Source organism: Pseudomonas sp. P7759 (assembly GCF_013386445.1).
Lineage (GTDB): Bacteria > Pseudomonadota > Gammaproteobacteria > Pseudomonadales > Pseudomonadaceae > Aquipseudomonas > Aquipseudomonas azotoformans_A.
Map to the genome: position 1 here is coordinate 107221 of NZ_JACART010000017.1, position 22925 is coordinate 130145.

At 54.7% G+C, this 22925-nt stretch carries 17 protein-coding genes and 1 pseudogene; 7 read left to right on the top strand and 11 right to left on the bottom strand.

What is annotated here, in order from left to right; genetic code table 11:
* Positions 1 to 3 precede the first annotated feature (3 nt).
* The 6 genes and pseudogenes from HX823_RS16135 to HX823_RS16160 all read right to left on the bottom strand — a co-directional run bounded on the left by HX823_RS16135 (position 4) and on the right by HX823_RS16160 (position 8835).
* A pseudogene (locus tag HX823_RS16135) lies at positions 4 to 1488 on the bottom strand (SulP family inorganic anion transporter).
* Positions 1489 to 2214: 726 nt separating this feature from the next.
* Complete coding sequence (locus HX823_RS16140) at positions 2215 to 3636, bottom strand: efflux transporter outer membrane subunit (protein WP_016978944.1); 1422 nt, start codon at positions 3634 to 3636, stop codon at positions 2215 to 2217.
* Positions 3629 to 6808 (bottom strand): efflux RND transporter permease subunit, encoded by a 3180-nt coding sequence (locus HX823_RS16145; protein ID WP_016978943.1) that lies wholly within the window; start codon positions 6806 to 6808, stop codon positions 3629 to 3631. The genes HX823_RS16140 and HX823_RS16145 overlap by 8 nt, the downstream gene beginning before the upstream one ends.
* Positions 6809 to 6826: 18 nt before the next feature.
* Positions 6827 to 7981, bottom strand: a complete 1155-nt coding sequence (locus HX823_RS16150; protein ID WP_025999954.1) for an efflux RND transporter periplasmic adaptor subunit — start codon at positions 7979 to 7981, stop codon at positions 6827 to 6829.
* 45 nt (positions 7982 to 8026) lie between these two features.
* Positions 8027 to 8260, bottom strand: a complete 234-nt coding sequence (locus tag HX823_RS16155) for a hypothetical protein (RefSeq protein WP_177075501.1) — start codon at positions 8258 to 8260, stop codon at positions 8027 to 8029.
* A gap of 134 nt (positions 8261 to 8394) precedes the next feature.
* Positions 8395 to 8835, bottom strand: a complete 441-nt coding sequence (locus HX823_RS16160) for a carboxymuconolactone decarboxylase family protein (protein WP_016970277.1) — start codon at positions 8833 to 8835, stop codon at positions 8395 to 8397.
* Positions 8836 to 8966: 131 nt separating this feature from the next.
* Here HX823_RS16160 and HX823_RS16165 point away from each other — a divergent pair, with 131 nt between their 5' ends.
* Entirely contained in the window at positions 8967 to 9863 is an 897-nt protein-coding gene (locus HX823_RS16165) for a LysR family transcriptional regulator (protein ID WP_231124428.1), read from the top strand.
* 8 nt (positions 9864 to 9871) lie between these two features.
* Here HX823_RS16165 and HX823_RS16170 read toward each other — a convergent pair whose 3' ends face one another.
* On the bottom strand, positions 9872 to 11278 hold the full coding sequence (locus HX823_RS16170; protein WP_025999953.1) for a PLP-dependent aminotransferase family protein: 1407 nt from the start codon (positions 11276 to 11278) through the stop codon (positions 9872 to 9874).
* Positions 11279 to 11401: 123 nt separating this feature from the next.
* Between HX823_RS16170 and HX823_RS16175 the strand changes: the two genes are divergently transcribed.
* From HX823_RS16175 to tnpB, 6 genes are all read left to right on the top strand, one after another.
* Positions 11402 to 11833, top strand: coding sequence for a cupin domain-containing protein (locus tag HX823_RS16175; RefSeq protein ID WP_016970280.1), 432 nt, complete (start codon positions 11402 to 11404; stop codon positions 11831 to 11833).
* 4 nt (positions 11834 to 11837) lie between these two features.
* Positions 11838 to 12296, top strand: coding sequence for a carboxymuconolactone decarboxylase family protein (locus tag HX823_RS16180; RefSeq protein WP_177075503.1), 459 nt, complete (start codon positions 11838 to 11840; stop codon positions 12294 to 12296).
* An 11-nt stretch (positions 12297 to 12307) separates the two neighbouring features.
* On the top strand, positions 12308 to 13216 hold the full coding sequence (locus HX823_RS16185; RefSeq protein ID WP_016978940.1) for an NAD(P)-dependent oxidoreductase: 909 nt from the start codon (positions 12308 to 12310) through the stop codon (positions 13214 to 13216).
* 216 nt (positions 13217 to 13432) lie between these two features.
* Positions 13433 to 14805 (top strand): IS3 family transposase gene (locus HX823_RS16190; protein ID WP_085984534.1). Its coding sequence is split into 2 segments (ribosomal slippage): positions 13433 to 13904 and positions 13904 to 14805, totalling 1374 coding nucleotides; the frame shifts between segments, so codons are not numbered across the junction.
* Between the two features lie 40 nt (positions 14806 to 14845).
* Complete coding sequence (locus HX823_RS16195) at positions 14846 to 15205, top strand: transposase (protein ID WP_157787154.1); 360 nt, start codon at positions 14846 to 14848, stop codon at positions 15203 to 15205.
* Complete coding sequence (gene tnpB, locus HX823_RS16200; protein ID WP_016978937.1) at positions 15202 to 15414, top strand: IS66 family insertion sequence element accessory protein TnpB; 213 nt, start codon at positions 15202 to 15204, stop codon at positions 15412 to 15414. The genes HX823_RS16195 and tnpB overlap by 4 nt, the downstream gene beginning before the upstream one ends.
* Positions 15415 to 16191: 777 nt before the next feature.
* On the opposite strand, the gene HX823_RS16205 is transcribed toward tnpB, so the two are convergent.
* Genes HX823_RS16205 through HX823_RS16220 form a run of 4 tightly spaced genes read right to left on the bottom strand, consistent with a single transcriptional unit; the run spans position 16192 to position 22268 of the window.
* Positions 16192 to 17616, bottom strand: coding sequence for an efflux transporter outer membrane subunit (locus HX823_RS16205; RefSeq protein WP_016978936.1), 1425 nt, complete (start codon positions 17614 to 17616; stop codon positions 16192 to 16194).
* Positions 17609 to 20788, bottom strand: a complete 3180-nt coding sequence (locus HX823_RS16210) for an efflux RND transporter permease subunit (protein WP_016978935.1) — start codon at positions 20786 to 20788, stop codon at positions 17609 to 17611. Before HX823_RS16210 ends, HX823_RS16205 begins: the two co-directional genes overlap by 8 nt.
* A gap of 18 nt (positions 20789 to 20806) precedes the next feature.
* Positions 20807 to 21961, bottom strand: a complete 1155-nt coding sequence (locus HX823_RS16215; RefSeq protein WP_016978934.1) for an efflux RND transporter periplasmic adaptor subunit — start codon at positions 21959 to 21961, stop codon at positions 20807 to 20809.
* Between the two features lie 37 nt (positions 21962 to 21998).
* Positions 21999 to 22268, bottom strand: a complete 270-nt coding sequence (locus tag HX823_RS16220) for a hypothetical protein (RefSeq protein ID WP_016978933.1) — start codon at positions 22266 to 22268, stop codon at positions 21999 to 22001.
* Between the last annotated feature and the right edge of the window lie 657 nt (positions 22269 to 22925).

Here is a 22925-nt window from a genome sequence, read left to right on the forward strand (position 1 = left end):
TCTTTAGCGGCTTATAAGCTTGTTGATGGCACCGGGCTCGTCATGCACGCCGAAGCGGTCAACGATTGTTACGCTGGCTTCATTAAGACCGAGCAGTTCTACCTCAGCGCCTTTGCGTCGGAACTTGATCACGAGCTTATCCAGCGCTGCGACGGCGGTGATATCCCAGAAATGCGCCTGTGTGAGATCGATGGTGACATTGTTGAGCGCTTCTTTGAAGTCAAAAACTTCAGTGAACTTGTCCGCAGAGTTAAAGAACACTTGGCCTACGACGTGGTAAGTCCGATGCGATTTCATCTCTTCCAGAGTGCTCTTGATATCCAGGTAGTGCCCGACCTTGTTTGCGAAGAACAGCGAAGCTAGCAACGCACCTACCAGTACGCCGTAGGCGAGGTTGTTAGTGGGCACGACAACCACGACGGCCGCCACCATGGCGGGTTGGTCGACAGCGGATGCTCTTTCAGATTGCGCAAAGAGTCCCAGCTAAAGGAGCTGATGGACACCATGATCATTACTGCAACGAGTGCCGCCATAGGGATTTTGGAGAGCCATTCGCCAAGAAATACCACCATCAGCAGCAGGAAAACGCCGGCACACTATGTCGAGAGAAGGGGGCGGCCACCAAATTTCACGTCGATGATCGACTGGCCGATCATCGCGCAACCCGCCATTCCGCCGAGCATGCCTGCGGCGATGTTGGCCACACCCTGGCCTTTGCATTCGCGGTTTTTGTTGCTGGTGGTATCGGTCAGGTCGTCGACGATGTTCGCGGTCATCATTGATTCGAGTAGACCCACTACTGCCAACAGCCGAGTACGGGAAAGTGATACGCAGGGTTTCCAAATTCAGCGGAACTTCAGGCTAGAGGAAGATCGGGAGCGTGTCAGGCAGTGGGCCCATGTCACCGGCAGTGCCGATATCCAACCCCAGATAAATCGCAATGGCAGTCAGGGCCAGGATGCATACCAACGGTGACGGAATCAGCTTGCCGCTCTTCGGTACTTATGGGAATAGGTAGATGATCCCGAGCCCCGCTACGGTCATGGCATAGACGTGCCAGGTGACATTGGTCGGCTCAGGCAATTGCTCTATAAACATCAGGATCGCCAATGCGTTTACGACCCCGGTGACTACCGAGCGTCAAACAAAGTGTATCAACGAGCCAAGCTTCGGGTCGGCGGCAAGGATTTGTAGTACGCCACATAGTAGAGTCGCGGCCTGCAGGTATAGGTGTCCATGTTCTTTTACAAGCGTAACCATTAGCAGTGCCATGGCGCCTGTCGTCCCAGAGATCATTCCGGGGCGCCCTCCGACAAAGGCGATGACAGCACAGATACAGAAGGAGGCGTATAGACCGACTTTGGGATCTACCCCGGCGATGATGGAAAAGGCGATGGCTTCCGGGATCGGCGAGAGTGCGACCAGCAGCCCCGCGAGCACGTCGGCACGGACGTTGGAAAACCACGTTTGTCTAAGTTTTTGCAGCATAGAAATGTCCAAGGCATTGCATCGCGCACGCCAAGGGAATGGCGAGCGAATCGATACAAATTCAAATTTTGAGGATTTTTTTGCTGTGTGCTTAAGGTGTAAACCAGGCGTACATCCGTGCGCAACCGCGAGCGAGGCTAGCGGAAGCAGGTTGTTGTGAGGGGGGGCGTAGCGCTAAGGCGGCGTAGGCTGCCAGTAGATCGTTTGGAGTACAGTCATGCTGATGTTCCTGTAGCTCAAAGGGTATGCGGAGTAGAAGTATACAATGAAGCCATCGTCGATTGCGACCCGCTGGCAGGCTCTGCATGAGCTACGTCAGATACAGGCTTATTCAATGGGTATACCTGCGGGCAAGGCTTTGTTTTCCACCCGTTTTTTTCTGAGCTGGTCTGCGTGCTGAGAGGTGAGTTGGCCAGACGGTTACGTTTCCGCAACGGAATATCTGCGTTCAATGACTTGCCTGACGGCTTCTGCTTTGAATTCCGGCATGAATCGTTAAGCGCTCTAAACTTCCTCCTATGCTCAAAGCGTAGGCTAGAAATGTCTATAATGTCGGGGGGACAGTGCAATGAGCTTGCAGCATATCTAAAAAAACCGAGGCGATTCAATTGAAGTTAATGAAAGCCTTATATCAAGTGTAGGCGCACGCGCGGCTAAGGATACGTGGACTGCAGCCCGGAATGGTGTCGACGCACCCGGGCTGCATACTGGTTTACATCAGTGACACTAGCTCTTTTTGACGTTCCAAGACCAACCTCCAGCTATCGAGATGAACAAATTCACTGCAGCAGCTGCATTCCTCGCCTGACTGGAGGTCTGCTCTATTTGTGCGCTGTATAGCTCACGCTGAACATCCAATCGCTCGGATAATTCGATAGCGCCAGCCCGATATTTGTCACCAGCGAGATCCGAGGCCCGTTTCAATTCAACGGCAGCGCTAGTCAAGCGGGCATCTTCATCCTTAATCCGTGAGAAGCCTACGATTGCATTTTCCACGTCCTCAAGAGCCATCAACACGGTTTGTTGGTAATTCGCCAGCCGACCGGCTGCTTCAGCGTCCGCGGCCTCGATTCGACTCTTCACTCGCCCCGCGTCGAGAAACGACCAGTCAATACCAAGCAAGGTTAGGTTGGACTCTGCGGAGTTAGAGTAGAGCGAACTTCCGTTAAAAGCATACGTACCGATAGCGGCTCCTAGGGTAACCCTTGGGAACAGATCGGCAGTGGTTACCCCGATCTGTGCTGTAGCGGCGTGTAGAGTATGTTCGGCCGAAGCGACGTCAGGACGCCTGCGGATGACGTTCGCTGGGGTATCTGCTTTTATTGCCTCAGGCACTGACGGCATAGCAGCCTCACCTGGCAATAACGAATCATACGAAGCAGGACTCATACCAGTCAGAACTGCAAGCCTGTGCTTATCGATGGCGATTTTCACCTCGAACTGTGGAATGCGCGCAAGGGTAGTATCCAACTGAGCCTGCGCTCTAGACAGCTCGTAAGATGATCCCCGCCCTGCATCCAACCGTCCCTTAACGATATCCAAAGTTTGTCGCTGACTTACTGCGTTAGCCTTCGACAGTTCGAGCATCCGTTGGGCCGCACGCAAATCTATATAAGTCGTGGCTACATTGCTTACCACCACGACCTGAATTGCCTTGAGATCACTCGCCTTGGCTTCCACCTCCGATCGCTTCGACTCCAATGACCGCCTTACTCGGCCAAAGAAATCTAGCTCCCAACTAAGTGAGGCTTTGTGGGAGTAAACATCATTACTGCGGGAGGTCCCGTTGGCTTCATCTGAGCTCAGTCGCTGATGCCCCGCATCTGCTGACATTGTGACGGTTGGTATATGGTCAAACTTGGCGGCGCGTAATAGAGCATTTGCCGCATCAAAGTTCGCTAACGCCGTGCGAAGGTCGTAGTTCTGAGACAAAGCTTGCTCCACCAGTTCAGTCAACTGGGGGTCATTGAATTGCCTCCAGAACTGGTAGTCTGCGGCCTCATCGCGCGAGGCCACGTTCGGACCGCTTATATTTGTAAAGGACTGTGGCAAAGCAGTAGTTTCGGGCCGGGAGAAATCTGGCCCCACGGTGCATCCGGCTAACAACACTAACAGCACTGGGAGTGAGTAGCTTTTGAGATTAACCATGAGTGAGGCTCTCCTTCTCATGTGCCGCCATGCTTGATGGGTGGTCAGGAATAGTTGCACCAAGCTTCCTCATCGCCACATAGAACACTGGGGTCAGGAAAAGGCCGAAAATGGTCACACCCAGCATCCCACCGAAAACAGTTACGCCTGTCGCGTGACGAACTTCGCTACCTGCTCCGGCCCCGATTAAGAGCGGTACGGTGCCGGCAATGAACGCGATCGATGTCATGACGATGGGTCGCAAGCGCAGTCGACATGCTTCTAGCGCCGCTTCGATGGTCCCACGTCCCTGCATTTCCAGCTCGCGAGCAAATTCGACGATCAAAATCGCGTTCTTGCATGCCAGCCCCATTAGTACTACTAGGCCGACTTGGACGAAGACGTTGTTATCTCCACCCGCAAGCCAGACGCCTACAAGTGCAGCGAACATACAGACCGGCACAATCAGAATGACTGCTAATGGCAACGTCCAGCTTTCGTATAGTGCAGCCAGCACCAGGAATGCAAGCAATACTGCAATGGGGAACACAATGATGGCTGTGTTGCTCTGGGTTACTTGCTGATAGCTGAGGTCCGTCCACTCTAGGTCGATGCCTCGAGGTAAGGTGCGAACGGCGATTTCTTCAAGCTTCTTGATAACGTCGCCGGATGACATGACTTTGGGATCTGCATCGCCAATCAAATCAGCTGCGGGGAAACCGTTGAAGCGCATGACCGGGTCGGGCCCAAACGTCGAGGAAATATTAACTACTGCGCTCAGTGGCACCATGCCCCCTTGAGCATTACGAACGCGAAGGTTACCGACGTCTTCAGCGGTTTGTCGGAAGCTGGAATCGGCCTGAGCAACGACGCGGTAGACCCGTCCAAACATGTTGAAGTCATTTACGTAAACGGATCCCAGATAGGTCTGAAGAGTGTCAAAAATTGCAGGCAGCTCTAAGCCCTGAGCTTGAGCTTTAACGCGATCAACCTTCACCTCCAATTGAGGGATATTGGATTGGTAGGAACTGACTGGGAAAGTCATGCCCGGAGTGCTAGCTACTTCAGCTTGAAATTTATCCAGCGCCTCCTGCAGCGCGGCATACCCTAGGCCACCACGGTCCGTCAGGAACAGCGAATATCCCGAACCATTACCTAAACCCTGGATTGGCGGGGGCAATAGCGCATAGGCGGCACCGTCTTTGATCGCTGCAAACTTTGTGTTCAGTTCCGCGTTGATGTCCTCTGCGCTTCGTGTGCGCTCACTGAAAGGCTTGAGGAGGACATAGGACGTTACCAGGTTCGGCGTTGCAGTATTCTGCAGCGCGTTGGAGCCAACATACGAGTTGGCATAGTCCACTCCATCAACAGTCATAGCGATTGCAGCCATCTCTCGGGCCACAGCGTCAGAGCGAGAGAGCGATGCTCCGGGAGGTAGAGTCGCACCTGCAAAGAGATAAAGCTTGTCCTGATTGGGAATGAAGCCAGTCGGGATTGTGTTGAAGAGCAGTCCAGTCACACCTAAAAGTGCGGCGTAAACAACGAAAACTGGTCCTTTGCGCGGAAGCAACCTGGCGATGCTGCTCTCATAACGCTCCGAGCTGTGATTGAAAAATCGATTGAACGGCCGCAGCAGCCAACCCAAAGAAAAATCCATCCATCGGGTCAGCCTATCTTTCGGGCTATCGTGATGGCGCAACAGCTTGGCTGCGAGTGCTGGGGAAAGGGTCAGGGAGTTGACCGTCGATATCACCGTTGAAATTGCGATGGTGACAGCGAACTGCTTGTAGAACTGGCCTGTCACTCCGCTCATGAATGCCATGGGTATGAAGACTGCACACAGAACTAGGCCGATCGCCAGAATCGGACCCGAAACCTCCCGCATAGCTTGGTGCGCGGCTTGTAGCGGCGTCTGGCCAAGCTCGATATTTCGCTCAACGTTTTCGACTACCACGATTGCGTCGTCGACGACGATGCCAATCGCCAAAACCATGCCAAACAGTGTGAGTGTGTTAATTGAGTAGCCGAACAGGTACAAGAAGGCGAAGGTGCCAACGATCGACACAGGCACAGCGATCAATGGAATGATCGAGGCTCGCCACGTTTGCAGGAAGATTACTACTACCAAAACGATCAGGATCATGGCCTCGAACAGCGTGTGCTGTACCGCGCTAATCGAGTCGCGTACGAACAAAGTTGGGTCCCAAACACTCACGTATTTGACCCCCTCTGGGAAGTCTTTCGACAACGCGTCAAGTTTCGAGTAGACCTTGTTGGCGACGTCAATTGCGTTAGCTCCAGGCGTCAAGAATATTCCGACTGCAACCTCTTCATTTTTCCCCCGGAATACTCGCATCGTGTAATCGCCAGAATCCACTTGAATACGTGCGACATCGGAGAGCCGAGAAATCTGGCCATCACGTCCTGATTTCAGGACGATATCGGAAAACTCCTGCTCCGTTTTCAGCCTGCCCTGGACGTTGATGGAAATCAGAAAATCCGTATTTTGTGGAGAAGGTTCAGCACCGAGTTGCCCCGCTGAGACCTGGACGTTCTGCTGGCGAATGGCATTGATCGCGTCTTGAGCAGTGATGCCGCGTGTTGCGAGCTTATTTGGATCAAGCCAGATCCGCATTGCATAATCACCGGAGCCATAAAGCACAACATCGCCAATCCCCGGGATACGAGCCAGCTCATCCTTCACATGTAGGCGGAGATAATTTCGCAGATACAGAGCGTCGTATTTCTCACTGCTGGAATACATGTCCACGTACATTAGCGGTGTCGGAGATTGTTTCTGCGTAGTTATGCCGTATTGGCGCACCGATTCGGGCAGACGTGAAAGAGCCTGGCTTACCCTGTTCTGGACGCGCACAGCGGCCGTGTCAGGGTCCACCTTTGAATTGAAGGTGACGACAACCTGCAGCGTGCCATCGGAACTGGCAACCGATTTCAGGTACACCATGTCCTCCACACCATTGATGGCTTCCTCCAGCGGCACCGCCACCGATTCCGCGATCTCTTTGGGGTTAGCACCTGGATATGTCGCCTTGACCACCACGGTCGGCGGAACAACTTCTGGGTATTCGCCAACCGGCAACAGCGGGATTGCTATCAACCCAGCTGCGAAAATAACGATCGACAGGACAATCGCGAAGATTGGCCTGTCAATAAAGAATTTTGAGAAATCCATGGGGCTGGCCTTTGCAGTTTATTTCGAGCTTTCGTTGGCACTAGAAATTTTTATGCCGATATTTTCGGGACCAAGTAAATTGGGAGAGACAGGTGTTCCGGTTGCATAAATCTGTTGAAGGCCGGAAACCACCACTCGATCAGTCTTTTCTAGACCGGCGGTGATAACACGCTTATGCCCAACTAGCTTTCCAAGCTCGACATAGCGCTTCTCGGCTTTATTGTCGTCGCTCAATGTATAGACGTATTTCTTATCTTGATCACTCAAGATCGCTCGCTCGGGCACCAACGCCATCTCTTCAGAGCCGCCAACGGAAAGCTCGACTTTGGCGTAAAGGCCAGGTGTCAACATTCTGTCTGGATTTTTCAAAGTCGCTCGGGCTCGGATAGTACCGGTGGCGGAATCAACTTGATTATCGACAAACGTGAGGTCGCCTTCATACGGGTAGTTCTCATCGCTTGTCAGACCAATGCGCACGCTGGTTGTCTGAGACGCTTTAAGCCGCTTCTGGTAACTCAAGAAGCTCTGCTCATCTGGATCAAAATAAACATAGACAGGGTCTTGAGAAACTACAGACGTTAAAACTGACTGGTCGGCGACCGCCAAATTCCCTACTGTCAGCTGTGCTCGGCTCGTGCGCCCGTTAATAGGCGAACGGACCTCGGTGAACTCAAGATCCAAGGTTGCAGTTGTTACTGCGGCTTCAGCAGCATGCACTTCTGCGACGCCTTGCTCATAGGCTGCAAGCTTCTGCTCAGCTTCTTCCGTGGAAATGGCATTAGTTTTGACGAGCTGTTGAGCTCGATGATTCTGCTGCTTCGCAAAAGCGAGGGAGGCGCGGGACTGCTCCAATCGAGCTTGGGCACTGGCCAATGCGGCTCGATATGGTCGCTGGTCAACGATGAAAAGAAGGTCCCCTTTTTTTACTTCGCTTCCTTCTTGGTACGCGACCTTAGTGATATAACCACTGACGTGAGGGAGGATCGAAACCGTCTCCACAGCTCCAACACGGCCATTAAATTTATCCCATGGTTTTACTTGCTGGACGGTTACGCTGACCACATCAACAGCCGGAGAGGCTGCTAGTAGTTTTGATTCAGCTTCTTTATTACAACCACTGATAAGCAGAAAAGTGGCAGCTAAACTAGTAGCTGCGACTGAGGAGGCACGCACGGAGTTTTCCTTTTTTACATCGATAGGGTGATCAAAAATTTAAAATTACTCAGCAGAGCTTCCTTCACGCTGGCTGCTTGCGCTGCTAGCATTCTTGGTCAATTCTTTAGAAACTTTCAGTTCACGCTTTTCGCGATCCGCCCGAACTTTCGCGTGTTGAGCGAAAGTGGCTTTGTTTTGCTCTTTGAAGCGCTCTGCGGCTTCTGCACCGTCTGATGCGTGTGCAAACACTGGCAGCGCCAAGACAACAACAGCGAATGTTTTAGCAATAATTTGCATAATAACTCAATAAAAATTTTGCTCACAGAAGTACGCAAAATCAAAAAAATTATGTTATAGAAAGTGTTTGATAGCTATTGGCAGGAAGGAAAGTTATCGTGAACTACCAAACACCCTAAATTTTGGAGAGGGTATTACTTCGGCTGCATGGCGAAGCCGACGCCGAAACGGTTCCAAGCGTTGATAGCTGCAATCACAAACGTCAACTCTGACAACTCCTGCTCGTTGAAGTGAGCGGCCACCTCATCGTAAATCTCGTCGGGCGCATGCTTTTCCGCGACAAGGGTGAGTGTTTCGGTCCACAGCAGTGCAGCGCGCTCGCGGGCATCGAAGAAAGGAGTCTCTTTCCAGGCACTCACTGCCATCAGGCGGCGTGTGGTTTCACCTGCTTTCGAAGCATCGGCAGTGTGCATATCGATGCAGTAGGCGCAGCTGTTGATCTGCGAAGCGCGAATCCGAACCAATTCTCGCAACGACGCTGGCAGTATAGATTGGGAGACCGCCTTTTCCAGACCCATCATGGCTTTCATTGCCTGAGGGGCAGCTTCATAGTAATTGATACGTTTGTTGCTCATAATATACTCCAGTTATCCGCCACATCGATGGCATAGGGAAAGTTTAGTAAAACCATGATCTCGGATAAACTAGGTAAAATCGTTTTATTTGTACGGATGGACAGACAATGGCGCTAGATCGACTGGCAGCGATGCGAGCGTTCTGCCGCATAATAGAGGTTGGAAGCTTCAGTGGAGCAGCAGACTCCTTGTCCCTTGCCAAGACGACCATTTCGGGTCAGGTGCTGGCCCTGGAAACTCTGCTTGGTGTCAAGCTCTTGCACCGCACCACCCGAAAGGTATCCTCGACACCAGAGGGTGCTGCCTACTACGTAAGAGCGCGAGCGGTGATAGACGATGTAGACGAACTGGAGGCGTCGACATCACAGAGCCGATATGTCGTGAGGGGCCGAGTGCGTGTCGAGATGGCGTCTCCCGTTGGGATCTTCTTCTTAATCCCTGCACTCTCGAATTTCGCTTCAGAGTTTCCCGAGATTCGCCTCGATATAGGCTGTAGCGAACGTGTCGTCGATTTGGTCCAAGAAGGCGTAGACTGCGCCATCCGAGCTGGAATGATTATGGACCAGGATCTCGTATCTCGCGCGATTGGGCAGATGAGATTCTGTTTTTGCGCCTCTCCAACATACTTAGCTGGCGTTGGTCCTATCCAGAGTCCGGCAGAGTTGCCACATCACAAGCACTTGGGCTTCAAGTTTCCGGCGACAGATAAGCGTTTTATCCCAACTCTTACGCGGGGAGACGAAAGCTTCACCCTAGATCACCAACCATCCATGTATTTCAACAATGGCAGCGCAACAGCCGCCGCAGCCGTCGCGGGACTGGGTATCGCATTTCTCCCCACCGCTGAGGCCGTCCCTCACTTCAATACTGGGGCCCTGGTAAGAGTGCTGGCTGACTGGCATATGACTAGCATGCCTATATCGATAGTGTACCCTTACACCCGGCATCTCTCTGCTAGAGTTCGTGCGTTTACCGATTGGGTGACCACGCTTATGGCCAACGACCCATTATGGTCGCTATCGGAATGAACGTGAGCTCAAGTGTGGCGACGAATGAGTTCACTGAGTCGATCGCAAGACACTTTTAAGTGTCGGTTCGAGCTGGTTGTAATGCCGAGCATTAAAGCTGCCTCAGCACGCTCTGGACATGAGTACCAAGGGCTAAGGGCTCCTGGAGACATCCCAAAGATTGATGCCTCCCGAGCGATTTTAAGATCTGGAGACCCTGTTGGCAGTTTCAGTAGCACAGCTAAGCCTGCGGTGGAGATCTCAGCACGTACGTCGCTGTTGGCAATTGTTTTCAGCAGCTCATCTCTTTGGGTGCAGTAAAGCCTTTTGGCCCGACGCAGATGTCGGAGGTAATGGCCTTGGTGGATGAATTTCGCCGTGGCGAGCTGGACGGCGGGTCCTGGTGCTGGGCTAAGACATGTAGCAATTTCACTCAATCTCGGAGCCAAAGTTGGAGGCGCTACCACGAATCCCAAGCGAATCGTTGGGCTCAACGTTTTGCTGAAGGAGCCGATGTGAATGACACGGCCATCGCGGTCCAGCGAAGCGAGCGCAGAAGCGGCTCGGCTCTCCAGCTGCAGCTCGCTTAGGTAGTCATCTTCAATGATCCAACCACCAGATTCTGTTGCCCACCTCAGCAGACTCAGGCGTCTAGCTAAGGAAAGCGTCATACCCAAAGGAGCCTGCTGGCCAGGGGTCAATAGCGCCAATGCGACATCACTTTCGAGCTTCCTCGCCTGTTCGACATCTAGGCCTTCCGAATCTACTGGGATGGCAATGGGCTTAAGACCGGCAAGCTCTAAACCTTTTCGAGAAAATGGGAAACATGGGTCCTCAATCCAGGCGCTACGGCCTCTTAGATCCAGCGCTTGTAATGCCAAACCTAACCCCCCGGCAAAGCCGTTGGTAATGATGATCTGAGATGGAAGACACTCGATGCCTCGAGCAATGGCAAGGTATGCCGCGATCACCCGTCGTAATTCGAACTCACCGCGTGGATCCGGGTACAGGGCCGAACCGCGACGCTCTGAGTGCATTGCATGGGACCGAATTTGACTGAACAGCTTCGCAGGTACGGTTTCATGAGCCGGAACACCTAACTGGAAGATGGCCGGACCTGCCGTAAACTCCTTGTAGAGTTCCATGAACCCTGTATCGGGCGGCTGTATAGTTTCCTTCAAAAGAATAGCCGGGCGATCAGAAACCCTCGTTCCAGCACTTCTGGATGCAACCACCAACTGTGCATCCATTAGCATTTCATACGCAGCGCGCACTGTGCCTCGCGACACCCCAAGCTGCGCTGCTAGGTCAACCCAAGAGGGAAGCCGTGCACCTGGAGACAATACTCCTGACTCAATGGCTTTTGTGATTGATCGCTGGATTTGCTCGGTCAGTGGTGTGCGTATGGTTCGGTCGAGCTGAAAATTTAGAGTCATGCGTTCCGTTCCGTTAGACCTGGGAGGTCGGCGTGGTACAAAAAAATAATGCTTTTTTGGGGCTTTTTCATACACCAGCTAGTGTGAATACTGAGCTTCCACCCAGTCCATGAGGACGCAATAATGAAGCATTTCAATCTCACAGTTGCTCTTTTCAGTGGCGTTTTGCTCATAAGCGCGATGTCGGCTCAAGCGCATGGCCAGAGTGAAGTGGTGAAGCCAAACTTTGAGCACGCCATACCGAATATTCCAGGAAAATCGCTGGTCGCAGTTGAGGTTGAATACGCCCCAGGAGCTGCCTCGCCATCCCATGTTCATGCGAAATCCGCTTTCATCTACGCCTACGTAGTGTCGGGGTCGATCGAGTCGCAGGTGAATGACGGACCTAAACAGATCTTTAAAGCAGGCGAAAGCTGGTTTGAAAATCCAGGCTCGCGTCATCCTGTGAGCCGGAACGCAAGCAAGACCGAACCGGCCAAACTACTTGCGGTATTCGTCGTTGACTCCAATGACAAAGCGCTCACAACCCCCGTTAAAAACCAGGGTGAGGAGTAACCTCATGACTAGGCGGCTCGACTACAACCAACTCGCCCCTGCAGGAGTGAAAGCGCTGGGCAGTGTCTACGGCTACGTCATGCAAAGTGGCTTGGATGAGGTACTTGTTGATCTGGTCTATCTGCGCGTTTCGCAAATCAACAACTGCGCTTACTGCTTGGATATGCATACCCGCGACCTGATCAAAAAAAGCGTTAAGGTCGAAAAAATAGCGTTAGTCCAAGCGTGGACTGAGGCAGGTAATCTTTTCGACACCCGTGAGCAAGCAGCTCTAGCGTGGGCTGAGCAGGTCACTAAGGTCGCAGACACGGGGGTTTCTGACTCTGCATATGTTGCAGTAAGGAAAGTGTTTGAGGAGCGTGAGCTGGTGGATCTCACAATCGCTGTCAGCTTGATGAATTTCTACAACAGAATGGCTATTAGCTTCCGGAACATACCGCAAGCCTTGCTGGACCATCACTGAGGATACGAACTATGAAAATCTTGATCGCTGGAGCAACTGGCGCTGTAGGTGTCCCACTGACTCGGCTGCTTTGCGCAGCTGGTCATGAAGTTACTGGCATCACCCGAGCAGGTGCTGGGGTAGATATTCTTCGAGGGATCGGCGCAAAACCCGTCGTCGCTGATGTATTTAACACGGAATCAGTGCGTGACGCTATCCGGGACGCCAAGCCTGACGTAGTCATTGACCAATTGACTCTCCTCCCTGCAGATCCTGCCGAACTCATTAAGTACATGCCGAATGACACTCGGCTGCATCAAATAGGTGGGAAGAATTTGCTCTCTGCAGCTGAAGAGTTTGGGGTTAAGCGTTACATCATGCAATCGCGCGGGTTCTATCTCCAAGCGGCAGAAGGCGAGTTAGCTGCTGAAGACGCCAAGTTGTGCATTGATGCACCTGGCGTCGTTGGAGAAAGTGCAAGAACCTTTCAGGCATATGAAGACGAGATTTTGGCAAGCCAAGCTCTGACCGGGGTAGTGCTGCGGTACGGATTCTTCTACGGACCTGGTACTTGGTACCACCCGACAGGCGCTATTGCAGAGCAAGCGAGGAAGGGTGAGTCGGTGATCATCGGCCGAGGGAACGGTGTGTGGTCATTTGTTCACCTGGATGATGCAATCGAAGCGACCGTGGCAGCGCTACACAGTGAGTGCGGAGTATACAATATCGTCGATGATAACCCACTCCCAGTTAGTGAGTGGCTACCGGCGTTCAGTAAGTGGGTGGGAGCGCCATTACCTGGCTCCATAACAGCAGAACAAGCCTTGCGCACCGTTGGCTCAGAAGCTTTATTCTACAATGAAGCAATTCGTGGTGCCTCAAATTTGCGCGCTAAAGAGCTGCTGGATTTCAAGCCTAGACGTTTGCTGTGGCTCCAGTAACTCCCGAAATTTCATATGTCAAAGCAGTTAATTAATGCAGATAAGTCATGCGATTGATTTCAATCCACACGTTTGTATAAGGTAAATGGTCTATTTAGTACGCTGCCGCGTAAGCGCCCGGCCAACTCACCTTCCTGGCCCCGACGCCAAAGGCGATGGTGTCCACCTAAAAAATGAACTGACCCCCAAAGATTGGACACAACCTTTGGGGGGGTCATGGGTAAATACACAGAGCAAGTAAAACTGGTAGCGGTGCAGGACTATTGTTCCGGTGGCGCGGGTTTGAGGGATGTGGCACACCGTCACAATGTGGATTTTTCATCCCTTCGCCAGTGGGTTGCGGCCTATCAGGTGCATGGCGCTGCCGGGCTGAAACAGAAAAAGCTGCAGCGCTATAGCAACGACTTCAAACTGTCTGTTTTGAAACGTATGCGTAAGGAACAGCTGTCCTATCGGCAGACGGCGGCCTTGTTCGACATCCGCAGGTTCGGCATCATCGGCCTCTGGGAGCGCCGCTATGATGAGGGCGGTTTTGATGCCCTTACCAAGCAGCCTAATAGAGCCGGACGTCCGAAAAAAATGCCAACCACCATTCCTCCTGTTCAACCCGACTCACCCGATGATGAGTCGCGCTCACGCGATGATCTGCTTGCCGAGGTAAAGCAGTTGCGGATGGAAAACGACTACCTAAAAAAGCTCGATGCCTTGGTTCAGGAGAAGAAACGAGTAGCGCAGCAGAAAAAGCGCGAATCGTAATTGGACTGAGGCCGCGGCACTCTCTCGAAAGCCTGCTGAAGTTCGCCGGTTTGGCACGCAGCACCTTTTACTATCAGCAAAAGGCGCTGCAAGCGGCTGATAAGCACGCTGAGCTGAAAGACAAGATTCGTTCGACGTTCGATGAGCATAAGGGCCGGTATGGCTACCGCCGGATAACGGCTGCGGTACGAAGCGCTGGTCATCTCGTCAATCACAAGACGGTTCAGCGACTGATGGCGCAGCTTCAACTAAAGAGCTTGGTGCGCGTGAAGAAATACCGAGCCTACAAGGGTGAGGTAGGCAAGGCAGCGCCAAATCTTTTGAAGCGTGAGTTCGAAGCTCCGTCACCCAATCAAAAGTGGGTAACCGACGTTACAGAGTTCAAAGTTGGAGGCCAGAAGCTTTATCTGTCGCCCGTTTTGGATCTGTACAACGGCGAAATCATTTCCTATGAGGTTGCCAGAAGGCCGCTGTTCGATATGGTCGGGAAGATGCTCAAAGGTGCATTCAAGCGACTTCAGCCGCATGAAAAACCGGTTTTGCACTCAGACCAGGGCTGGCAGTATCGAATGCCCATTTACCTGCGGGCTCTCAAAAAAAGCTCCGTGACGCCGAGCATGTCGCGCAAGGGTAACTGCTACGACAATGCGGCCATGGAGAGTTTTTTCGGCACACTGAAGTCAGAATTTTTTTATCTGAATAAATTTAACGACCTTGATGAGCTTCACGCTGGCATCGACGAGTACATCCAGTATTACAATCACTCGCGTATCAGACTGAAGCTAAACGGCCTGAGTCCTGTTGAATACAGAACTCAGGCCGCTCAGGCATAGATGGGTAAACGTCCAGCTTTGTGGGGTCAGTTCAAAATACGTGGACACCATCGCCCTTAATTCAAGGAACACCACGCGTCAGCGCACCCCTTATCCCAGACCCTTCAAGGCCCAATTTGTCCAGGAATGCCTGGGCCCCGATGTATCCATTGCCAGCGTGGCACTGCGGCACGGCATCAACTCTAATCTGGTTCGCAAGTGGATACCTATCTATCGTGACCAGCAGGCTTGCGCCTTGCCTGCATTTGTATCGTTGAAACTTGAGACCGCTGCGGCGACGCCTGCTCGGCAGGATGTAGCCCGCATCGATATTTCCTCCGGGCAGCGAACATTCACTGTGAACTGGCCGACCTCCGACCCGGACGGCTGCGCCCGCTTCATCAGCAGCCTCTCCCGATGATCCGCATCGACGCCATCTGGCTCGCCACCGAACCCATGGACATGCGCGCCGGTACGGACACAGCCCTTGCCCGCGTGGTCGCCGTATTCGGGGCTGCGAAGCCACACTGCGTTTATCTGTTCGCCAATCGCCGCGCCAATCGGATGAAGGTACTTGTGCACGACGGCGTGGGTACCCGACTGATTGTCCGGTTTCAATGGTTTGACTGACTGCTTTTGTGTTGAATTCTGGCACGAGTTAGGTGCAGGCCGAGCAGGCTATTGCGCATCACCTGATTCTCTCTGACCAGTGCCTTGGGCGATAGTTAACTGGCCTGAAGGCCTGGGTGTTGGGATAGCCGCAGTTGCCGTACATGACAGCGAACTGCAGGTTGGAGAGAGCCGCGCAGCGGCTTGACACTGCTGACGAATGCCTGTCCCAGTCAGGCAGCCAGGTATCCGATCCTGGGACATTGCGGGCAGATTCGGGCACCGGCTCGTCCCAGAACGCCACCAGCTTTGATTTAAACACTTTGAGTATGGCGTCGCCGTAGTGATTGATCGTCGTGGCCAGGGCGCTGAGGTCCACCGCTGGCAGGGGTGTGTCCCGCAACGTTCCCTGCACGCGTCTGATCAGCCTTGAGCAGGATGAGTTGCGAGCTTCGGGAAAACGATGCAACTGAAGATCGGACAGGTGGGTCTAGCGTTAGCCTTGCAGCGTATCCGGTTTTCTCGGCCAGAGGCTTTTAGTGGGCGTGTTCTGGCCCTTGAGCAGCAATGCGGCTGCTTGGATGTCGCGCGCCGCAGTACCAGTTCCTGTGACACCTACACGATGGGTGGGGCGCGGCGAACAGGAATCCGGCCTGTATTTGCTTAGTGCTGAAGGGGGCCCAAGGGGGCTGGCAGGGTGCTCATAAGGCCACGATCCTGGTTCGAGGAAAGTGGCCAGTGGGCTATAACGGCAGCTGCTGCGTTCGGTAGTTGGGTATCGCACGCAGAGCCGGTGGGTCAGTGCTGGCTTGGCAGGTACTGCGGCCAGCCGCCGGCTAGGGCGACGAACAGGTCCACGGCGCTGGAAGTGCTGCGAGCCTGGCTATCGGCTTGCGAGAGCTGGGCGTCGTACATCGAACGCTGTACATCCAGCAACTCGAACAACTCGATGGCACCGGCTTGGTAGCGGGCGTTGGAGAGAGTCGCGGCGGTTTTCCAATCGTTCGCCGCGCTTAGGCGCCGGGCATTTTCCTCCTTGTTTCTGGCAAACCGCGCCTGGGCATTGTCGACATCCTCCAGCGCCCCCAGCACGGTCTTCTGGTAGCTGGCCAGTTGGGCGGCGGCCTCTGCATCGGCGGCGGCGATACGGCTCCTGACCCGGCCGACATCGAGGAACGACCAGTCGATGCCCAGCAACGCTAGGTTCGATTCGCTGCCAGCGGCATATAGGCCACCACCGTGGAACGCGTAAGTGCCTAGGGCCGCCCCAAGGCTGACGCGGGGGAAAAGGTCGGCGGTGGCCACGCCGACCCGCGCGGTGGCGGCGTGCAACCGGTGCTCGGCGGCGGCGACATCCGGTCGGCGCCGGATGATCTCAGCAGGGGTGCCGGGCTCGATATCCTCCGGGATCGCTGGCATGTCGCTGTCTTGCTGCAACTGCGCATCCGGCGCTGTCGGTGTCAGCCCGGCAAGTACCGCCAGGCGGTGGCGATCCACCGCAATCCGCGCCTGCAACTGCGGGATGCGCGACAGCGTGGTCTCCAGTTGTGCCTGGGTCCGGGACAGGTCGTAGGTCGAGCTGCGCCCGGCATCCAGCCGGCCCTGCACGATAGCCAGCGTCTGCCGCTGGCTGTCGGCATTGGCCCTAGAGAGTCTGAGCATTTTCTGCGCGGCCCGTAGGTCGATATAGCTGTTGGCCACGTCGCTGACCACAGTGACCTGCATGGCTTGCAGTTCGTTGGCCCGGGCCGCGACCTCGGAGCGTTGTGATTCCACCGAGCGGCGTACCCGCCCTAGCAGGTCCAGTTCCCAGGTTAGCGAACTTTTGTTGCCATAGAGATCATGGCTGCGGGCCGCGTCATTGGCCTCGTCTTTGCTGACTCGCTGATGACCGGCCTGGGCCGTCATGGTGACCGTGGGAATCTCGTCGAATCGGACCTCGCGCAGCAACGCATTGGCCGCATCGTAGTGGGCCAGGGCCGTGCGCAGGTCGGGGTTGGCCGCTAGTGCGGCCTTTACCAACCCCGAGAGCTGCGGGTCGGCAAAGCGCTGCCAGAATGCATCGTCGGCTGCGGTGGTCGGTGCCTGCACTTTAGTCGAATTGTCCTCGTGGGCAAAGGCATTGGGTAGCTCCGGAAGCTTGGGCCGGTGAAAGTTGGGTCCCACCGTGCAGCTCTGCAGCAGGACCAGCAGCAGCGGCAGGACGCTATGCTTCTTAGCCATGGCTCGGTTCCTCCTCGGGATATGGCGTCAGGTTGGAAGGATGGTCGGGCAGGGTGGCGCCAAGCTTGCGCAGCACCACGTAGAATACCGGCGTCAGGAACAGGCCGAATAGTGTCACCCCGAGCATGCCGCAGAACACCGTGACACCGGTGACATGGCGTACCTCGCTGCCGGCACCGCTGCTGACCAGCAGGGGGACGGCGCCGGCGATGAAGGCCACCGAGGTCATTACGATCGGTCGCAGGCGCAGGTTACAGGCCTGCAGCGCTGCGGCAACGGTGTTCTGACCCTGCATCTCCAGTTCGCGGGCGAACTCGACGATCAGGATGGCGTTCTTGCAGGCTAAGCCCATTAGCACCAACAGACCCACCTGTACGAAGACGTTGTTGTCACCGCCCACCAGCCAGACGCCGCTGAGAGCCGCGAACATACAGACCGGTACGATCAGGATCACCGCGAGCGGTAACGTCCAGCTCTCATAGAGAGCAGCCAATACCAAGAAGGCCAGCAGCACCGCAATTGGGAAAACGATCACTGCTGTGTTGCGCTGGTTCACCTGCTGGTAGCTCAGGTCGGTCCACTCCAGTTCAATGCCTTTGGGCAGCGTAAGCGCGGCGATCTCCTGCAGCTTCTCGATGACTTCACCGGAGGACAATACGTGGGGGTCGGCGTCACCGATCAGGTCCGCTGCGGGAAAGCCGTTGTAACGCATCACTGGATCGGGGCCAAATGTTGGTACGATATCGACAACGGCGCTGATCGGTACCATCTCCCCGTGCACATTGCGCACCCGCAAGTTACCGATGTCGGCTGGGGTCTGGCGGAAGCGGCTGTCAGCTTGTGCCACTACCCGATACACGCGACCGAGTATGTTGAAGTCGTTGACGTAGACCGAGCCCAGATAGGTTTGCAGGGTCTCGAAGATTGCGGTCAACTCCACCCCCTGAGCCTGCGCCTTGGTGCGGTCCAGCTTTACTTCAAGTTGCGGAATGTTCGACTGATAGGAACTAACTGGAAAGGTCATTCCCGGCGTCCTGCTCACCTCTGCTTGGAATGCCTCCAGTGCTTTCTGTAGGGCCGCATAACCAAGTCCGCCGCGGTCTATCAGAAACAACGAATAGCCCGAGCCGTTGCCGAGGCCCTCGATCGGTGGCGGCAACAGTGCATAGGCACTGCCGTCCTTGATCTGAGCGAACTTTCGGTTGAGTTCGGCATTGATGTCCTCCGCAGTACGCTTACGCTCCGAGAACGGCTTGAGCAATATATAGGAAGACACTAGGTTGGGCGTTGTGGTGCTTTGTATCGCATTCATGCCAACGCTGGATTTGGTAAAGTCTACCCCGTCGACGGTCGAGGCTATTTCCGCCATTTCACGGGCGACCGCTTCAGAGCGGGCCAGCGAAGCCCCTGGAGGGAGCGTGGCGCCAGCGAATAGGTAAAGCTTGTCCTGGTTCGGGATGAAGCCGCTGGGGATTGCGTTGAACAGCGCACCGGTTGCGAGCAGCAATACAGCATAGATCGCGAACACCAGTCCGCGCCGTGGCAGGATTCGAGCAATGCAGCCCTCATAGCGGTGCGAACTGCGGTTGAAGAAACGGTTGAACGGGTGCAGCAGCCAGCCCAGGGCAACGTTCATCCAGCGCGTCAGGCGGTCCGGTGGTACGTCATGGCCACGTAGCAGCTTGGCTGCGAGTGCCGGCGACAAGGTCAACGAATTGATCGTAGAGATCACCGTCGAAATTGCGATGGTCACGGCGAACTGCTTGTAAAACTGACCGGTGACACCGCTCATGAACGCCATCGGAACGAACACCGCACACAACACCAGCCCGATGGCTAGGATCGGTCCCGAAACTTCGCGCATAGCCTGGTGGGCCGCCTTTAGTGGCTTGAAGCCCAATTCAATGTTACGTTCGACGTTCTCTACTACCACGATGGCATCGTCAACTACGATGCCGACCGCCAGCACCAACCCGAACAGCGTCAGCGTGTTGATCGAATATCCCAGCAGATAAAGGAACGCGAATGTACCTACGATCGACACCGGTACCGCAATTAGTGGGATTATCGATGCCCGCCAGGTCTGCAGGAACAGTACCACCACCAGCACGATCAGCATCATTGCTTCGAGCAGGGTATGCTGCACGGAGTTGATCGACTCGCGCACAAACACCGTGGGGTCCCAGACGCTCTTGTACTGCACACCTTCGGGAAAGTCCTTGGACAGGCTATCGAGTTTGGTGTACACCGCACTGGCCACTTCGAGGGCATTGGCACCTGGGGTGAGGAAGATGCCTACCGCTACTTCCTGTTCCTTGCCGCGGAACACGCGCATCGTGTAATCGCCCGAATCCAGCTGCACTCGTGCCACATCCGAGAGCCGGGTAACCTGGCCGTCGCTGCCGGTCTTGATTATGACGTCGCCGAATTCCTTCTCGGTCTTGAGGCGTCCCTGGACGTTGATGGAAATCAGGAATTCGTTATCCTGCGGCGATGGTTCAGCGCCCAGCTGACCGGCAGAAACCTGCACATTCTGCTGGCGGACCGCGTTAATTGCGTCCTGCGCAGTGAGGTCGCGCGCGGCCAGTTTGTTCGGATCCAGCCAGATGCGCATTGCATAGTCGCCGCCACCAAAGAGCATCACATCGCCGATGCCGGGGATGCGCGACAGTTCGTCCCTGACATTTAGGCGCAGGTAGTTGCGTAGGTATAATTCATCATACTTGTCGCTGTTCGAGAACAAGTCGATGTACATCAGTGGCGTCGGCGACTGTTTTTGGGTAGTGACACCATACTGGCGCACTGACTCGGGCAGGCGCGACAGTGCCTGGCTGACGCGGTTCTGCACCCGCACCGCGGCGGTATCCGGATCGACCTTGGCATTGAAGGTGGCGACCACCTGCAGGGTGCCGTTGGAGCTGGAGACGGACTTCATGTAGATCATGTCTTCTACGCCGGTGATCGCCTCTTCGAGGGGCACGGCGACCGAGTCGGCAATTTCCTTGGGATTGGCACCAGGGTAGGTGGCCTTCACTACCACGGTGGCGGGCACCACTTCGGGGTATTCACCCACCGGCAACAGCGGAATTGCCACCAAGCCCGCGGCAAAAATGATGATCGACAGGACTATCGCGAAGATCGGCCTGTCGATGAAAAACTTGGAAAAGTCCATGGCTGGAACCCTTGACTGTTACTTAGCGCTTGGCGCGAAGCTGGGAATGTTGAGTTCGCTTTTGTCTGCTGGCATGACATGGGGTATGACGGTCGTGCCGCTGGCATGGATGTTCTGCAGGCCGGAGACGATTACGCTGTCGTCGGGTTCTAGGTCAGCTGTGATGACGCGTTGCCGGTCGATCAGATTTCCGGTTTTGACATAACGTTTTTCCGCCGTGTTGTCCCTGCCTAAGACGTAAACATAATGCTTGTCCTGGTCGGTCAGGATCGCACGGTCGGGGATTAGCATGGCCACTGCAGGCTCACCAACGGACAGTTGCACCCTGGCGTACAGGCCCGGAATTAGTAGGCGATCGGCATTGTTTACTGTCGCGCGGGCATGTACCGTACCAGTGCTCGCATTGACCTGGTTGTCGATAAAGCTCAGCTCGCCTTGGTACGGGAAGTCTTCGCTGTTGGCCAGGCCAATCCTCACTGAGGCCTTTCCAGAGTTTTTCAGCGCCTGCTGATAGTTGAGGTAACTGTGTTCGTCAGGGTCGAAATCGACATGTACCGGATTTTGCGACACCAATGATGTCAGTACCGACTGATTTGCTACGGCCAAGTTGCCAAGGGTCAACTGGGCTCGGCTGGTGCGGCCATCGATGGGAGCGCGCACCTCGGTGAACTGCAGGTTCAGCGTGGCATTGGCCACCGCCGCCTCGGCGGCGTGCACCTCCGCCAGACCTAGCTCGTGGGCGGTATGCTTCTGCTCAGCTTCTTCTCGGGATACCGCATTGCTCTTGAGCAGTTGTTGGGCCCGTCCGTCCTGCTGGTCGGCGAAGGCCAGCGCGGCGCGGGCCCGTTCTAGTTGGGCTCGGGCGCTGTCCAGCGCGGAGCGGTAGGGACGCTGGTCGATCACGAATAGCAGGTCGCCCTTTTTCACCTCGCTACCCTCGCGGTAGCCCACTTGAGTTATATAACCATCCACCCGTGGCAGGATGGCCACGGTTTCCACGGCGCTAACCCGACCATTGAAGCTGTCCCAGGTCATGACCTTCTGCAGGCTGACGTGTTTGGCCTCGACGACTGGGGCACTGTTGGTGGTGGGCGGGTTGGGTTTTTGGTTGCAAGCACTGAGCAACAGCGCGGTGGTGATGATTACGGGAATGCTGGCTGAATTGACGCGCACAGGATCATCCTAACTCATAGTGTATGGAATAATAGTGTTAGTGGCTGGGAAGTCTGTCGTTGAATGGATTTATGCCGGGGGCCTGTTTCTTTTCCTTTTCCTGTTTGCTGACTTCCTGTTTGCTGACTTCCTGTTTACTAACATCTTGTTGTTGAGCTGGTTGTTGCTGGGTGTCTTCAAGTTGCCTGGCGAACATCGCCCGGGTTCTTTCGTGAAAGCGTTCCAAGGCTTCGGCGCCATCGGAAGCGTGGGCGAAGATAGGGAATGTGCAAATAAGCACAGCAGCCAACTTAGGAATTGTATTCATCGGTCTTCTCAAATGACGCGCACAGTGAGGCGCTAAATTGAATTCAGTTCGCAGCGAAGTTCGGTTTATTCAGGTGTACAGGTAAGGTAAGAGGGTTAGGGTCTCCTGGATAATGGCGCCTCGCCAGGCGGCGAGGTGGGTAATAGTAGGCGTCTGTTCGGTTATACCTATAGCAAATTTCTGACAAAACTCGCTGACCAATCGGCGCCACTTTGGCTTAAAAAAATCCCGCGATTAGCTATCTGCGTTTTGCCTGCCGGCACTTAAGCTAATGCCCTACAGTCCATTCGTGGCCACTCTGGTACGAGCTCCCGTGGGCGACTCTGCGTGTGCTGTGGCGCACTTTAGGAAAAAACCGCCACTGGATAAACCCCGCCGGCCCGTTTTATTCTTACGGAAATTCGTACAGTGGAATTTGACCGATTGGAGGCGATGCCGGGGTTCTATCGGATCATCGAAGTGGACTTGACCCCACATTCCGGACATCGGCACTCTATTAAATTGATGCCTCAGCCATGCCCCACTCCGGCGCTGATTGATCATGAAGGTTGTCCGGGGACAGCGTGCTTTTGGTAGTGAACTGTTGAACACTAGCGGTCGCCACCCATGGTGCGATACGTATCGTGTGGGCCCAATGCCCACTGCAGTAAATGCTTG